Source organism: Tropicimonas sp., assembly GCF_047971885.1.
Lineage (GTDB): Bacteria > Pseudomonadota > Alphaproteobacteria > Rhodobacterales > Rhodobacteraceae > Tropicimonas.
The window spans coordinates 1-14,366 of record NZ_JBKEAE010000148.1 but is presented as its reverse complement, the minus strand read 5'-3'; the positions used below and the strand labels follow the sequence as shown (position 1 = coordinate 14,366).

The following is a 14,366-nucleotide window of genomic DNA, read 5'->3' as shown; positions in this document are numbered from 1 at the left end:
AGTGTGAACCGCGACCATATCCACCTGTTGCTGTCGATCCCGCCGAACCTGTCGCTCAGCAGCTTGTGCGAACTGCGGCCCTTCAGGTATCCTTCAGCGCATGATCGACGGCCACACCGCCAACCGCCTCGACGATCTCCTGCCCTGGAACTGGAAAGCCACAAATCCCGTCAAGACGTGACATCAGTGTAATCACCGGACGCATACGAACATGAAGAACTATCTGATGCCAGTGTTCGACAAGATATTGTTACAAAAGCGATTTGTCGTCGAGACGTTGTTCGACAAGCTGAAGTCGGAAATGGGATCGGAGCGCGGCGGGCATCGGTCTCCAACAAACGCCTTCGTCCACATCCTGTCATGCCTTGCCGCCTACATGCCCGCGAAAACCAAAGTCGCTGTGAAGGGCGTCACTTATCCATAACTCGGGTTGGATACTGGCGCCGCCGGTCAACCCGTCCTAGCATGATCGCGCGGGAACCGGCCGGTCGCCGGCCCTTCGGGACAAGCACAGGAACATGGAATGCGCCAGATCACAGAACCCGCCCGAAAGGTGGATGTCGTCCACGAGACGGATGTTGTTGTTGTCGGGTCGGGGCCGGGCGGGCTGGCCGCGGCGCTGGCGGCGGCGCGCGCGGGCGTCAGCGTGGCGCTGGTCGAGCGGCTGGGCTGTTTCGGCGGCAACATCACCGCCGTCGGGGTCGAGGGCTTCGCCTGGTACCGCCACGAGGCCACCATCGAGGCCGGGGGCATCGGCCGGGAGTTCGAGGACCGCGCCCGCGAGATGGGCGCCGCCGTGCCGGAGAGCCAGTCGCTCAGCTACGAGATCGACAGCGAGGGGTTCAAGCTGGTGGCCGACCGTCTGGTCGAGGAAGCCGGTATCCGCCCGATGCTGCACCGCCAGTTCGTCGCCCCGGTGATGGATGGCGACCGGATTACCGGAATTGTCACCGAATCCAAGGCGGGGCGCGAGGCGATCCTTGGCAAGGTGGTGATCGATGCCACCGGCGACGCCGATGTGGCCCACCGCGCCGGCGCGCCGGTCAACCTGACCCCGCGCGAAAGGATGATGGCCGCCTCGGTCATGTTTCACCTGGCCGGGGTCGACAAGCGCACCTTCATGGAAGGAGTCCGCGCCGATCCGCAGACCTACCGGGACTGGGGCGGCGGCGGCGAGTGGACCATCGAGACCTCGGGGAAGGAGGACGACATGTTCTCGCCCTTCATCAAGAAGCCCTTCGACCGGGCGATCGAGGAAGGGCTGATCCCGCCGCACCTGAACACCATCGCCGGAACATGGGGGGCGATGCACGACAGCGGCGAGCTGACCTACATGAACCTGATCCATCTGGACGGGGTGGACGGCACCGACCCCGACAGCCTGACCCGCGGCGAGATGGAGGGGCGGCGGCAGGCGATGCTGGCCATCGAGGCGCTGAAACGCTTCATGCCGGGCTGCGCGGCAGCGCGGCTGCGCAATTTCGGCATGACCATCGGCATCCGCGATACCCGCAAGCTCGATGCAGTCTACAACATGACCGAACGCGATGTGCGCGAACAGGGAAGGTTCGGGGATTCCATTGGCATCTATCCCGAATTCATCGACGGCTACGGTATCCTGATCCTGCCCACCACCGGGCGCTACATGCAGCTTCCCTATCGCGCGATGCTGCCGAAGAAGCTGCGCGGGCTGCTGGTGGCAGGCCGCTCCATCGGTGGTGACCGGATCGCCCATGCAGCGACGCGCAACATGTCCTGTTGCGCGGTTGTCGGACAGGGTGCCGGTGTGGCGGCGGCGCAGGCCGTCCGTTCGGGCCGCGATCCGGCCGGGATCGATCTGACGGCGGTGCAGGACGAATTGAAACGGCAGGGTGTGCGGATCGACTAGAATCGAGCCGGTCGCGATGGCGGGCCGATCAGGCTCGTGCTGCCCGTATCCGCCCGCCGGCGGGGAATTTGCACGATCCTGCCGAGCCGCCTGCCGGCGGCGGCCCGGTCTCGACTCTCGGCGGCGGCTGTGATCTTGAGGCGCTTGCCGCAGGCGTCGCGGCCCATGTCAAGGTGCTGATGGAGCGGGAGCATGAGCGAGAAACCGGTATCCGGAATGAGCTTCGAAGAGGCGATGGCGGAACTTGAACGTGTCGTGAGCCAGCTCGAACGGGGCGATGTGGAACTGGAGCAATCCATCACGCTTTATGAACGCGGCGAGGCGCTGAAGAAGCGCTGCGAGGCGCAACTCAAGGCCGCGGAGGAAAAGGTCGCCGCGATCACCATCGATGCCGACGGTAACCCGACCGGAACGACGCCGTTCGAGACGAAATGACCTTTCGTGACACACTGGCGGCGGACGCGGCCCGCGTCAGGGCCTGCATTGCCGCTGAACTCCGCTCCTTCCCCGATGTGCCGGTGGTCGCGGCAATGCGTTATGCGACCTCGGGCGGCAAGGGTCTGCGCGGTTTTCTGGTTCTGGAAAGCGCCGCAATGTTCGGCGTGACCGCCGATCGGGCCATCTGGCCCGCCGCCGCCGTCGAGGCCATGCATGCCTATTCGCTGATCCACGACGATCTGCCGGCGATGGACGATGACGATCTGCGCCGCGGACAGCCCACCGTGCATGTCCGTTGGGACGAGGCGACGGCGATCCTCGCCGGCGATGCCCTGCAATCGCTGGCCTTCGGGCTGCTGGCCCGGACCGGCGACACCGCCGCCCCGGCTGCGGTCGCAACCCTTGTCGCCTCGCTGGCGGGTGCCGCCGGAGCGCGCGGCATGGTGCTGGGGCAGGCGCTGGATATCGCAGCCGAAACCGCCGAGGCGCCGCTGACCCTGGACCGGATCACCGAACTTCAGGCCAACAAGACCGGCGCGCTGATCCGCTGGTCGGCCGAGGCCGGCGCGGTACTGGGCCGGGCCGACCCGGCGCCACTTGCCCGCTACGCAACCGCGCTTGGCCTTGCCTTCCAGATCGCAGACGATCTGCTCGACGTGCGGGGCGACGTGGCGCAGACCGGCAAGCGGCTGCGCAAGGACAGCGATGCCGGCAAGGCGACCTTCGTTTCGATTCTGGGCGAAGAAGGCGCCTCGAAACGGGCCGAAGCCCTTGTGGAAGAGGCCATATCGGCGCTATCTCCCTACGGATCGGCGGCGGAGACACTGCGGGAGGCAGCCCGCTTTGTCGTCACGCGCGAGAACTGACCCCGGCGCGGCGGATGCGCCCGGGGAGCAACGGCCGCTGGAGGGCCGAGCCATGGTGCGACCAGTCACCCCCCTGCTGGACCGGGTTCATACCCCGGCCGACCTGAAGCGCTTTACCGACGACGAGCTGGTGCGGCTCGCCGACGAGCTTCGGGCCGAGACGATCAGCGCGGTGTCGGAAACCGGCGGCCATCTGGGCGCCGGGCTGGGCGTGGTCGAACTGACCGTCGCGCTTCATGCGGTTTTCGACACCCCCCGCGACAAGCTGATCTGGGACGTTTCGCACCAGTGCTATCCGCACAAGATCCTGACCGGGCGGCGCGACCGTATCCGCACTCTGCGCCAGAAGGACGGATTGTCGGGCTTCACCAAGCGATCTGAATCGCCTTACGACCCGTTCGGCACGGCGCACAGTTCCACCTCGATTTCGGCGGCGCTGGGTTTTGCCACGGCGCGCGATCTGGGCGGAGCGACCGATCACGGGATCGGCGATGCCATCGCGGTGATCGGCGACGGGTCGATGAGCGCCGGGATGGCCTTCGAGGCGATGTACAACGCCGGGCACCTCGACAAACGGCTGAGCGTGATCCTGAACGACAACGAAATGTCGATCGCGCCACCGGTGGGCGCACTTTCCTCCTACCTGTCGCGGCTCTACGCAGGCGCACCGTTTCACGACCTCAAGGCGGCGGCCAAGGGCGCGCTCAGCCTGCTGCCCGAGCCCTTCTACGAGGGGGCCCGGCGCGCGCGCGATGTCTTCAAGCACGCCGCCGTCGGCGGCACGCTGTTCGAGGAACTGGGTTTCGAATACATCGGCCCCATCGACGGGCACAGCATCCCGATGCTGCTGTCGGTGCTGCGCACGGTCAAGGCGCGCGCCGACGGGCCGGTGCTTATCCATGCGATTACCAGAAAGGGCAAGGGGTATGCCCCGGCCGAACGGGCGCTCGATCGCGGGCACGGGGTGGGCAAGTTCGATGTCGTGACCGGGGCGCAGAAGAAAACACCAAGCAACGCGCCTTCCTATACCCGGGTTTTTGCCGAGGCGCTGCTTCAGCACGCCGCCGAGGACGACCGGATCACCGCGATCACCGCCGCGATGCCGGACGGCACCGGGCTCAACCTCTTCGCCGAGCGCTACCCGTCGCGCTGTTTCGACGTCGGGATCGCCGAACAGCACGCGGTGACCTTCGCCGCCGGTCAGGCGGCGGGCGGGCTCAAGCCGTTCTGCGCGCTCTATTCGACCTTCCTGCAACGCGGCTACGATCAGGTGGTGCACGATGTGGCGATCCAGCGCCTGCCGGTGCGCTTTCCCATCGACCGGGCCGGGCTGGTCGGGGCGGACGGGGCGACGCATGCCGGTTCGTTCGATATCGCATTCCTTGCCAACCTGCCCGGATTCGTCGTGATGGCCGCCGCGGACGAGGCCGAACTGAAGCACATGGTGGCCACCGCCGTGGCCCATGACGAAGGGCCCATCGCCTTTCGCTTCCCGCGCGGCGAAGGGGTAGGCGTCGAGATGCCCGAGCGCGGGGTGCCGCTGGAAATCGGCAAGGGCCGGATTGTCCGCGCGGGTTCGGGTGTGGCGATCCTGTCGTTCGGCACACGGCTGAGCGAGGCCGAACAGGCCGCCGATGCGCTGGCCCGGCGCGGCATCACGCCGACGATCGCCGATGCCCGGTTCGCCAAGCCGCTCGACCGCGACCTGATCCTGAAACTGGTACGGGATCACGAGGCGCTGATCACCATCGAGGAAGGCGCCGTCGGCGGCTTCGGCAGCCATGTGGCGCAGCTTCTTGCCGATGAGGGTGTCTTTGATCACGGGTTGAAATTCCGTTCGATGGTCCTGCCCGACATCTTCATCGATCAGGCCAGCCCGCGCGAGATGTACGCCGTCGCGGCGATGAACGCCGGCGATATCGAGGCCAGGGTGCTCGACCTGCTGGGTGTGGCCCGTATCGGCGCGGCGCGGGCCTGAAGCGGGAAGACGCCGGCCGGCAGGTGATTGTCGGGCCACGCAGGCTCGGCTATCTTCGCGCCAATCGAGGCAAGGCAGCCCCATAACACAGGCCATGACGGCGCTCACGAAATATTCCCGGCTGGAAGCCCCAGGTATCTGGCGCGCCGATCCGCAGGCGCAGCGGCGGGATGTGATCGTCTCGTTCGGCGATACCTCGCTGGTGATATCGGACAGGAACGACCGGGCACTGAGCCACTGGTCGCTCGCCGCGGTGGTGCGGATCAACAAGGGAACGCGCCCGGCGCTCTACACTCCTTCGGCCGATGGCGCCGAGACGCTGGAGATCGAAGACGGCACGATGATCAACGCCATCGAGACGGTGCGCAGCGCGGTTTTGCGCGGCCGTCCGCATCCGGGGCGGCTGCGCACCGGTGTGGTGGCGCTTGTACTGGCGGCGGTCGTGGCGATCGCCCTGTTCTGGCTGCCCGACGCCCTGGTCAGGCATACGGTCTCGGTTGTGCCCGAACCTACGCGGGCCGAGATCGGCGCCGAACTGCTGCGCGCGATCGGCCGCGTCTCCGGTGCGCCCTGCCGGTCGGCACGCGGCGATCAGGCGCTCGGCCGGCTCCACACGCGGCTGATCGGCCCGGGAAAGGGCAGCATACTGGTGCTGCGCGAGGGGGTGGCCGAATCCATGTCGCTGCCGGGCGGGACGATCCTGATCAACCGCGCGCTGGTCGAGGATCACGAATCCCCCGATGTCGTCGCCGGCCATATCCTTGCCGAGGCGCAGCGCCGCGCGGCGGACGATCCGGTACAGACCTTGCTCGAATCGGCAGGCCCCGTTCCGACCTTCCGCCTGCTGACCACCGGGCATCTGCCCGACGGCGCCATCCGCGCCTATGCCGAGCAACTGATTTCCGCGCAACCGGCACCGGTAGACCGGCGCGCGCTTCTGAAGCGGTTCGCCGCCGCCGGGGTTTCCTCCTCCCCATATGCCTATGCGCTGGATGTAACCGGCGAAACCACACTCGATCTGATCGAATCCGATCCGATGCGGGGGCATGTGACAAAACCGCTGCTGACCGACGCCGACTGGGTGGCGTTGCAGGAAATCTGCGGCACCTGATCAGCGCGGTGGCGATACACCCGAAAGACGACGCCCCGCGACATCCGAATGCGCGGGGCGTTTGCCTGAATGAGACCTGCCATATGTCCCGAAATCGTCACGAAATTCTTTTTTTGGGCCGCAACCTGTGGTCAGCCACGACAATTTGACGTCTGCACTACATCTTGGCGCGAATCATGCAGGATCGGCGGAATCGAGTAAAGAGTTATTTGGTTAATTTCTCTTTACCTACTTCGTGCCGAACATCCTGTCGCCTGCATCGCCGAGGCCGGGCACGATATACCCATGGTCGTTCAGGTGGCTGTCGAGCGAGGCGGTGACGATGGGAACGTCCGGATGCGCCTCTTTCATCCGCGCCACGCCTTCGGGGGCGGCCAGCAGGCAGAGGAAGCGGATATCGGTCGCCCCGGCCTTTTTCAGCAGGTCGATGGCCGCGACCGAGGAATTGCCGGTCGCCAGCATCGGATCGACCACGATCACCAGCCGGTTGGGCAGGTCCTCGGGCACCTTGAAGTAGTATTGCACCGGCTTCAGCGTCTCGGGGTCGCGGTAGAGACCGACAAAACCGACCCGCGCGCCGGGTACCAGTTCGAGGATTCCGTCGAGCAGCCCGTTGCCCGCCCGCAGGATCGAGATCAGCGCCAGTTTCTTGCCCGACAGCTTGGGCGCCATCATCCTGGTGAGCGGCGTCTCGATCTCGACCTCCTCCATTTCCATGTCGAATGTCACCTCGTAGGCGAGAAGCTGGCTGATTTCGCGCAGAAGCTGGCGGAACTTGGCGGTCGAAGCCTCCCTTTCGCGCATCAGGGTCAGCTTGTGCTGCACCAGCGGGTGATCGACGACGGTCAGGTGGTCATACATCGGGCTTTTCCAGTCTCTTCAGAAGCGCATCCCGGGTATCGGAATCGCAGAACGCGGCCCCGGCGGCAACCCGGTTGATGGCGCGAAATTCCGCCTCGTCCCATCCCGTGGCCGCCGCAAGACGCTCGTATTCGCGCGTCATCGTCGTGTGAAAGAAGGGCGGATCGTCGGTCGAGACGGTGACCGGTACCCCTGCCTCGCGCAGCCGCGCCACAGGGTGCGATTTCCAGTCCGGAAAAAGGCCGAGCGCGATGTTCGAACCCGGACAGACCTCGAGTACGATCCCGCGTTCGGCAAGGTCTCCGACCAGCGCCGGATCCTCGATGGCCCGCACGCCGTGGCCGATGCGTTCGACCCGCAGATCCCTGACCGCGCCGCGTACACTGTCGGGCCCGGCCCATTCGCCGGCATGGCAGGTCAGGCGCAGACCGGCTTCGCGGGCGCAGTCGAAGCCCCAGGCGAAATCGCGCGGCCGGCCGACGCTTTCGTTCCCGCCCAGCCCGAAACCGGTGATGAAATCGCCCGCCGTCTCGGCGGCACAGAGCGCCGGCGCCCTGGCGCGCTCGGGGCCGAAATGGCGGATCGGCGTGACGATTCCCTTCAGAACGATGCCGTCCACCACCTCGGCGCGCCGGGCGGCCTCGTGCATGGCGGCGAGGTATTCGCGCCAGGCAGCCAGATCGCCGCCGCCGCAGAAATCGGGAGAAACGAAGGTTTCGGCATAGATCACGCCTTCGGCGGCAAGTTCCGCCAGCACCGTGGCGGTAAGGCGCGCGTAATCCTCGGGGCTTTGCAGGACCGCGGTTGCGGCCTCGTAGACGCGCAGGAAATCGATGAACCCGTCATAGGCGTAATCGCCCCGCTCATCGAAGATGCCGCGCAGGTCGATGGATTTTTCCGCCGCCAGTCCGCGCACGAAGGCGGGCGGCGCGGCACCTTCGAGATGCAGGTGCAGTTCCACCTTGGGCAGCGATTTCATGCAAGAAAGCTCCGCCCCGGCCCGAAGGACGGCACGCCGAGATGTGCGGCGATGCTGGCGGCGACATCGGTAAAGGCGATCTGACCCGCTGTGCCGCTGCCGATCCCGGCGCAGAGAACCGGAACACGCTCGCGTGTGTGATCGGTTCCCGCCCAGGTCGGATCGTTGCCGTGATCGGCGGTGATCACCATCAGGTCGCCCGGACGCAGGCGGTCGATCAGGCGGGCGATCTCCTCGTCGAACCATTCCAGCGCGCGGGCGTATCCCGACACGTCGCGCCGGTGGCCATAGAGGCTGTCGAACTCGACGAAATTGGCAAAGGTCAGGCTGCCGTCCGGCGCGCGTTCGACATGATCGGCCAGATGCGCCATCAGCACCGCGTCGGGGCCCTTGCGCACCTCGTCGATACCTTCCATCGAGAAGATATCGCCGATCTTTCCCACCGCCTGCACCCGTCCGCCGGCTTCCTGCACCCAGTCGCAAAGGGTCGGCTCGGGCGGTGCGATGGCATAATCGTGCCGGTTCCCGGTGCGGGCAAAGCCCTCGGCATAGGTGCCGATGAACGGGCGCGAGATGACGCGGCCGACCTTCATCTCGTGCAGCATCGGGGCAAGGCGCCGGCAAAGCTCCTGCAGGCGCGGTTCGCCAAAGATTTCCTCGTGCGCGGCGATCTGGAACACGCTGTCGGCCGAAGTATAGCAGATCGGCCAGCCGGTACGCATGTGCTCGGCTCCCAGTCGCTCGAGAATCTCGGTGCCCGACGCGTGACAATTGCCGAGGATCGCCGGTGTGCCCGCCAGTTCGCACACATGGCGGGTGAGCGATTCGGGAAAGGCGGGGGAGGTGTCGGGGAAATAGTGCCATTGCCAGGGCACCGGCACGCCGGCCAGTTCCCAGTGCCCCGAGGGCGTATCCTTGCCGGGCGAGGTCTCGGTCGCCGCACCCCACGTTCCGGCGGGCACAGCGCCGAGCCCCGGCGCCTCGCCGCCCGAGGCCAGCCGGATCACCGCGCCAAGTCCCAGTTCGTCCAGCACCGGCAGGCTCAGCGGGCCGCTGCGGCCATTCTCGGCGCGGCCTTCGTTGCAGGCCTCGGCAATGTGCAGGAGCGTGTTGGCGCCGGTATCGGGCATACCGTCGTTGAAAAAGCGGTCCGCGTCCGGCGCGCCGCCGCATCCGACCGAATCCATGACCACAAGGAAGGCACGGCTCATGCGTTGATCCTTTGTTGAATCAGTGGCGCCGGGTCGGCGCCGTTTTCCGTCACCAGATAGGCCGCGCGCAGCGCGGCAGCCGCCCTGTCCGCCGCCGCCTCGGTGGCGGCGTGCACCTCGGCAAGCGGCATGTTGCGGTCCACCGTCTCGCCGATACCGGCAAGCATCGAGAAGCCGACCGAATGATCGAGCGCATCGCCCTCGCGCAGGCGCCCGCCGCCCAGAGAAACCACGGCGCGCCCGATCGTCTCGGTATCGATCGCAGCAACCTTTCCCGGGTGTTCGGCAAAAACCGCCCGTGCGACCGGTGCTGCCGGCAGATAGCGCCGCCAGGCACCGACGAAATCCGCCGGCCCGCCGAGTGCGGCAATCATCCGCTCGAACGTCTCGGCCGCGGCGCCAGAACGCAGCGCCGCCCCGATCCGGGCTTCCCGGGCCGCGGCATCACCGGCAAGCCCGCAGAGCGCCAGCAGCGCCCCGCCAAGCGCGACGGTCAGATCCCACAGCGGTTCCGATATCGCCTCACAGGTCAGCGTCTTCATCGCCTCGGCAACCTCGAGCGCGTTGCCCGCCGATCCGATCAGCGGCGCGTCCATGTCGGTGATCAGCGCACCGGTGCGGCAACCGGCGCCCTCGGCGGTGCCGACCAGCGAGCCGGCCAGCGCCCCGGCTCCTGCCCTGTCCTTCATGAAGGCGCCCGAGCCGCATTTGACATCGAGGATCAGCGCGTCGAGCCCCGCCGCGAGCTTTTTCGACAGGATCGACGCGGTGATGAGATCGATGCTCTCGACCGTGCCGGTCACGTCGCGGATCGCATAGAGCCGCTTGTCGGCCGGTGCGATATCGGCGCTGGCACCAACGATGGCGCAGCCGGTTTCGGCCACGATCCCGCGCAACCGGTCGCGCGAGACCTCGGCAGTATAGCCGGGGATCGATTCGAGCTTGTCGAGCGTGCCCCCCGTATGGCCCAGCCCGCGCCCCGAGATCATCGGCACATAGGCGCCGCAGGCGGCGAGCGCCGGCGCAAGCGGCAGCGAGACGCAATCGCCCACGCCGCCGGTCGAATGCTTGTCGGCCACCGGGCCGGGAAGCTCCCACCGCATCACCTCGCCGCTGTCGCGCATTGCCAGCGTCAGCGCCACGCGCGCCTCCTCCGGCAGCGGTGTGCGGCAGATACCCATGGCAAAGGCGCCGACCTGCGCGTCGCTCACCGCCCCCGTTGCGATGGCGCCGCCGAACCACGCAAGCTCCTCCGGGCCGGGTGCCTCCCCCTTTCGCAGCGTTGCGAGGATATGCCTGGCTTCCATCGGATCACGCCTTTTGCATGTGGTTCGGCCCGAAGGCGCCGGGCAGCAGTTCGGCAATCGTCAGCGTCAGCTCACCCCCGTCGAGCGTAGCCATGGTTACCGGCATCTCGCCCGAGATCGCAAACTCGCGCAGCTTTTGCCGGCAACCGCCGCAGGGTGTCACCGGCGTCGGGCTGTCGGCGATCACCGCAACTTCGGCGATCCGGTACCGGCCTGCAGCCACCATCGCCGCGATTGCTCCGGCCTCGGCGCAGGTGCCTTCGGGATAGGCCGCGTTCTCGACGTTGCAGCCGGCAAACACCGCACCATCGGGGGTACGCAGGGCCGCGCCAACCTTGAAGCGGGAATAGGGGACATAGGCGTTTTCACGTATGGCGCGTGCGGCCGCGATCAGTTCCGCGCGTGGCATCGGATCCTCCCTTTTCCCGCAGTCTGTTACGACGCATCGCGCGTTGCAAGCCTTGCGGCGGCCCAACCCCTTTCGAATCCACCATCACCCCACGCCTTGCCGGCGGCCGGCAGCGCCGGGGCAGGTTGAAGCCGGCCGCGCGAGGCGATTCCAGCGTCGCACGGAAACCTGCTACACGAGCGGTCTTTTCTGAACGGCGAGGCGCGGACGGAGCGTTTGGGACCGCTCACAGCCGGACTCTATCCGCGGAGTGAACCTTCAACCCCGGGCATGGGCCGCAGGTTCCTGCCCGGATGCTCAGTGCCCTTCGACAACCCGGTCGAGAAAGCGGCGCGCGTATCCTACTGCCTCGGCAGTTGCCTCGGGTGAGAATTCAAGCGTGCTCATGAAGTTCTTTTCCTTCTGGTCGAAGCCATGCGTCGCATCGCGAAGGACATGCACCTCGATGTCCTTGCCGCTTTGCCGCATCCGCCCGGCGACGCCCTTGCACGAATCCTCGTCGGCGATGCTGTCGCCCTCTACCAGCAGAAACAGGGCCGGAATATCCTCGGCCCAGCCATGGCGCGAAACCTGACTGCCCATTCCGCAATAGGGATAGAGCAGGATCATGCCGCGAACGCCCTCCAGCCCGCGCGCCGCGATGCTGTCGGGCCAGCGGCTCAGGTTGAAGGGCAGACGGCCCCGGTCGCGCAGCGACAGCAGGTCGAGGATCGACCATCCGCCGTGGGAGGCGCCGATCAGCACCAGGTTGTCCGGATCGACTCCGGGCATGGCGCGCACATCGTCGATCGCCACGGCGATATCGCCCGCCCGCTCACCCCCCGTCAGCAACTGCCCGACACAGATCAGGCGCCAGATCTGCGCCCGGTCGTAACCGCGCGGTCCGTGGCTGTCGACGACAACCGTGCCCCAGCCCATGGCGTTGAGCGTATCGGACCAGAAATCCAGACTGTCCTTCGGCCCGTCGCAGCCGGAGAACAACAACGCGGTGGGAAACGGCCCGTCGCCATCGGGCAGCCGGACGCGATAGCCGGGACGCAGCATTCCGGCCAGCGTCTGCGGCTCGACCCGGGCGACGGTCCGGCCCTGATAGCGCAGATAGGTATTGCACCCCACCAGCGCCGCGACCCCGACGGCCACCAGAATCCCTGCCGCGATCCATATCATCATCCTACGCATCCCGGTTCACCACGGCGGCGGGCGATGCGCGAAGATATCCTTGAGCGCTGCCGCGCGCTGACCGTTCCACCCCTCGGGCTGCACCACCGCAGCCCATCCGTCAATATAATCCGGCGCGATGTAGAAATGGCCGAACCGTGGCACCTGAAGCGATACGATCATGTCCATCGCGATCTGGAACATCGTGACCCCCGGAATCCACGGCAGCCTGTCGGACACATCGGGCGCGCGCGGCGCCTTCATCCAGTCGGGCGGGCGAATGGCGCTGCTGAAGGTGAAATTCACGATCGGATCGCTGCCGTAGTTCAGGAAAGCGAGCCGGATCGGCCCCCAGTCCCCGGTTATCAGCGGGTCGAACCCCTGCTGGTTGAGCGCCCGCGCGAGCGATCCGTTGCCCCAGCGCGGGCGCCATGCCGGGCTGCCCGGCTGACGGTTGTCGCGCATCTGTGCCCACATGGGGCTGAGGAACGGAGACCCGGCCCAGAACGCCCCGTCGATCGGGTCCTCCAGAAGATCGAGCAGGCGGAGTGTCATCTCGGAGTTGAAGGCGCCCTGGCTCAGGCCGTGCACATAGAGCGCGGGCCGGGAATCTTCGGGCAGGTTTGTCCAGTGCTCATAGATCGTGTCGAACAGCGCGCCGGCCTGGTCGATCCCGTACTCCGGGTGCAGGGTGATCGACAGGAAACTCGTCAGGTACGAATACTGCACCGCAACCGTGGCCGAATCGCCGCCGAGCATGAAATCGAACGCATCGTGCGAACCGGGGTCCATCCAGCCGGTACCGACCGGCACCATGACGACAAGCGCCTTGCGATCGAATCCACCGACACGGATCAGTTCCTTCAGGGCCAGATCGGCGCGCTGCTGCGGCGTGCGGGCGGAACGCCGCCCGACATAGACGCGGACGGGGTCCATTGCACCTTCACCCGCAAAGGTCGAGATCTCCTCTGCGGTGGGGGCCCTGGAGACATAGCTTCGCCCCCACCTGCCCATTTCCTCCCACCGGATCAGCGAATCGGAACTGCCGGTCCTGAGCGGATCGTCGGGTTTTTCCGTATCGGGCTCGATCAGTAAATCCGCCGCCTCGAACGAGGCATCCGCCGCCTCGAGCACGCGGCGGACGAATACCCCGTCCACCGCAGTCCACACCAGACAGAGCGCCAGCACGAACCCCAGGAACAAGCCGATGCGTGGCGGGAGAAAGCGCTTGAGCAACGCGTCGAACCGCCACATCAGAAACCCGACTATCCGCCCGAGAAGAATCATCACCAGAAAGACACCGAGCGCCACCGCGCCAAGCCTGAGCGGCTGCGGCGTTTCGACAGGCCCGAGATTCATGATCGCCCGCGTCACGTTCTGCCACTCCGCCGCTCGGGAAAGAAACGCCGCGGCGATAACCACCGCCACGCCGGCGGAAACCAGGCGAAGCGCCCGTGTGCGTTGCGGGTCGGGTAACGGCAATTGAAGGAATTTCCAGAACCAGTAGGCATATGTCGCGACCCAGTATCCCAGAGCCGCCACCACACCGCCCAGCACACCGTGAATCACCGGATCGCGCGGCAGAAGCGACGGCGTCAGCGCCGCCCCGAAACACAGCGCGGCCACGACGATTCCCGGTGCCCTGAGCCCCCATCCCTCCCCCGGCCTGCCGGAACCTGACGAGCGCCCATCCATTTCAGCCATGCAAGACCCCGATTTAGCCGATAACCGGATAGCATGCAGATAGCACGCCGATCCCCGACACCCAAGCGCACCGTTCAGAAACCGGCAATCCCGGCATGTGATGTTTTTGTGTCGGCCAGTCGCTTTTCCCCTTGCGGCCGCTCTCAACCGGGCCTAGATAAGCGGCTCTTGGCGCGGGGTGGAGCAGCCCGGTAGCTCGTCAGGCTCATAACCTGAAGGTCGTAGGTTCAAATCCTACCCCCGCAACCAAAATCTAGCATCTATATCAGTGCGTTACGGCTTGATCGGTCATGTGGTATCATAATACCAAGCCCGCGACTCAACACCAACTCAACTGACCTGCCCCCCGGAAGTTCCCTCAGTCTGATGTAGAGTCTGCCCAACCGCGAAGGAGCAGACGAATGAGGAACAGCCGTTTCACCGAGGCGCAGATCATCGGGATGATCAAGGAGCAGG

The 14,366-nt window shown here is 66.3% G+C and carries 13 protein-coding genes and 1 tRNA gene; 7 read left to right on the top strand and 7 right to left on the bottom strand.

What is annotated here, in order from left to right:
* The first annotated feature begins 211 nt into the window (after positions 1–211).
* From ACK5IR_RS12695 to ACK5IR_RS12670, 6 genes are all read left to right on the top strand, one after another.
* Positions 212–424, top strand: a complete 213-nt coding sequence (locus tag ACK5IR_RS12695) for a transposase (protein WP_416929468.1) — start codon at positions 212–214, stop codon at positions 422–424.
* A 99-nt stretch (positions 425–523) separates the two neighbouring features.
* Positions 524–1,888: an FAD-dependent oxidoreductase gene (locus ACK5IR_RS12690; protein WP_416929467.1), complete on the top strand. Its 1,365-nt coding sequence runs from the start codon at positions 524–526 to the stop codon at positions 1,886–1,888.
* Positions 1,889–2,080: 192 nt separating this feature from the next.
* A complete protein-coding gene (locus tag ACK5IR_RS12685) occupies positions 2,081–2,323 on the top strand; it encodes an exodeoxyribonuclease VII small subunit (protein ID WP_416929465.1) in 243 nt (80 codons plus the stop codon).
* A complete protein-coding gene (locus tag ACK5IR_RS12680; protein ID WP_416929463.1) occupies positions 2,320–3,192 on the top strand; it encodes a polyprenyl synthetase family protein in 873 nt (290 codons plus the stop codon). The genes ACK5IR_RS12685 and ACK5IR_RS12680 overlap by 4 nt, the downstream gene beginning before the upstream one ends.
* A gap of 52 nt (positions 3,193–3,244) precedes the next feature.
* Entirely contained in the window at positions 3,245–5,170 is a 1,926-nt protein-coding gene (gene dxs, locus ACK5IR_RS12675) for a 1-deoxy-D-xylulose-5-phosphate synthase (RefSeq protein WP_416929461.1), read from the top strand.
* A 94-nt stretch (positions 5,171–5,264) separates the two neighbouring features.
* Complete coding sequence (locus ACK5IR_RS12670) at positions 5,265–6,281, top strand: hypothetical protein (RefSeq protein ID WP_416929459.1); 1,017 nt, start codon at positions 5,265–5,267, stop codon at positions 6,279–6,281.
* A gap of 228 nt (positions 6,282–6,509) precedes the next feature.
* Here the strand turns inward: ACK5IR_RS12670 and upp are convergent, their stop codons facing one another.
* The 7 genes from upp to ACK5IR_RS12635 form a co-directional block, all read right to left on the bottom strand.
* Positions 6,510–7,142, bottom strand: a complete 633-nt coding sequence (gene upp / locus ACK5IR_RS12665) for a uracil phosphoribosyltransferase (RefSeq protein ID WP_416929457.1) — start codon at positions 7,140–7,142, stop codon at positions 6,510–6,512.
* Positions 7,135–8,121, bottom strand: a complete 987-nt coding sequence (locus ACK5IR_RS12660) for an adenosine deaminase (protein WP_416929455.1) — start codon at positions 8,119–8,121, stop codon at positions 7,135–7,137. The genes upp and ACK5IR_RS12660 overlap by 8 nt, the downstream gene beginning before the upstream one ends.
* Positions 8,118–9,332, bottom strand: a complete 1,215-nt coding sequence (locus tag ACK5IR_RS12655) for a phosphopentomutase (RefSeq protein ID WP_416929453.1) — start codon at positions 9,330–9,332, stop codon at positions 8,118–8,120. Before ACK5IR_RS12655 ends, ACK5IR_RS12660 begins: the two co-directional genes overlap by 4 nt.
* Complete coding sequence (locus ACK5IR_RS12650; protein ID WP_416929451.1) at positions 9,329–10,639, bottom strand: thymidine phosphorylase; 1,311 nt, start codon at positions 10,637–10,639, stop codon at positions 9,329–9,331. Before ACK5IR_RS12650 ends, ACK5IR_RS12655 begins: the two co-directional genes overlap by 4 nt.
* 4 nt (positions 10,640–10,643) lie before the next feature.
* On the bottom strand, positions 10,644–11,048 hold the full coding sequence (locus ACK5IR_RS12645; protein ID WP_416929449.1) for a cytidine deaminase: 405 nt from the start codon (positions 11,046–11,048) through the stop codon (positions 10,644–10,646).
* A 297-nt stretch (positions 11,049–11,345) separates the two neighbouring features.
* The gene (locus ACK5IR_RS12640; RefSeq protein ID WP_416929447.1) at positions 11,346–12,218 is read right to left on the bottom strand and encodes a dienelactone hydrolase family protein; all 873 of its coding nucleotides are present in this window, start codon (positions 12,216–12,218) and stop codon (positions 11,346–11,348) included.
* A gap of 15 nt (positions 12,219–12,233) precedes the next feature.
* Positions 12,234–13,910, bottom strand: a complete 1,677-nt coding sequence (locus ACK5IR_RS12635; protein WP_416929445.1) for an alpha/beta hydrolase — start codon at positions 13,908–13,910, stop codon at positions 12,234–12,236.
* Between the two features lie 172 nt (positions 13,911–14,082).
* Here ACK5IR_RS12635 and ACK5IR_RS12630 point away from each other — a divergent pair.
* A tRNA-Met gene (locus ACK5IR_RS12630) sits at positions 14,083–14,159 on the top strand.
* Positions 14,160–14,366: the final 207 nt, after the last annotated feature.

Coding starts and splice junctions, on each gene's coding strand:
- ACK5IR_RS12695 (WP_416929468.1), top strand. CDS start 212: ATGAAGAACTATCTGATGCCAGTGTTCGACAAGATATTGTTACAAAAG.
- dxs (WP_416929461.1), top strand. CDS start 3,245: ATGGTGCGACCAGTCACCCCCCTGCTGGACCGGGTTCATACCCCGGCC.
- ACK5IR_RS12645 (WP_416929449.1), bottom strand. CDS start 11,048: ATGCCACGCGCGGAACTGATCGCGGCCGCACGCGCCATACGTGAAAAC.
- ACK5IR_RS12680 (WP_416929463.1), top strand. CDS start 2,320: ATGACCTTTCGTGACACACTGGCGGCGGACGCGGCCCGCGTCAGGGCC.
- ACK5IR_RS12685 (WP_416929465.1), top strand. CDS start 2,081: ATGAGCGAGAAACCGGTATCCGGAATGAGCTTCGAAGAGGCGATGGCG.
- ACK5IR_RS12660 (WP_416929455.1), bottom strand. CDS start 8,121: ATGAAATCGCTGCCCAAGGTGGAACTGCACCTGCATCTCGAAGGTGCC.
- ACK5IR_RS12690 (WP_416929467.1), top strand. CDS start 524: ATGCGCCAGATCACAGAACCCGCCCGAAAGGTGGATGTCGTCCACGAG.
- ACK5IR_RS12635 (WP_416929445.1), bottom strand. CDS start 13,910: ATGGCTGAAATGGATGGGCGCTCGTCAGGTTCCGGCAGGCCGGGGGAG.
- ACK5IR_RS12650 (WP_416929451.1), bottom strand. CDS start 10,639: ATGGAAGCCAGGCATATCCTCGCAACGCTGCGAAAGGGGGAGGCACCC.
- ACK5IR_RS12670 (WP_416929459.1), top strand. CDS start 5,265: ATGACGGCGCTCACGAAATATTCCCGGCTGGAAGCCCCAGGTATCTGG.
- upp (WP_416929457.1), bottom strand. CDS start 7,142: ATGTATGACCACCTGACCGTCGTCGATCACCCGCTGGTGCAGCACAAG.
- ACK5IR_RS12655 (WP_416929453.1), bottom strand. CDS start 9,332: ATGAGCCGTGCCTTCCTTGTGGTCATGGATTCGGTCGGATGCGGCGGC.
- ACK5IR_RS12640 (WP_416929447.1), bottom strand. CDS start 12,218: ATGATGATATGGATCGCGGCAGGGATTCTGGTGGCCGTCGGGGTCGCG.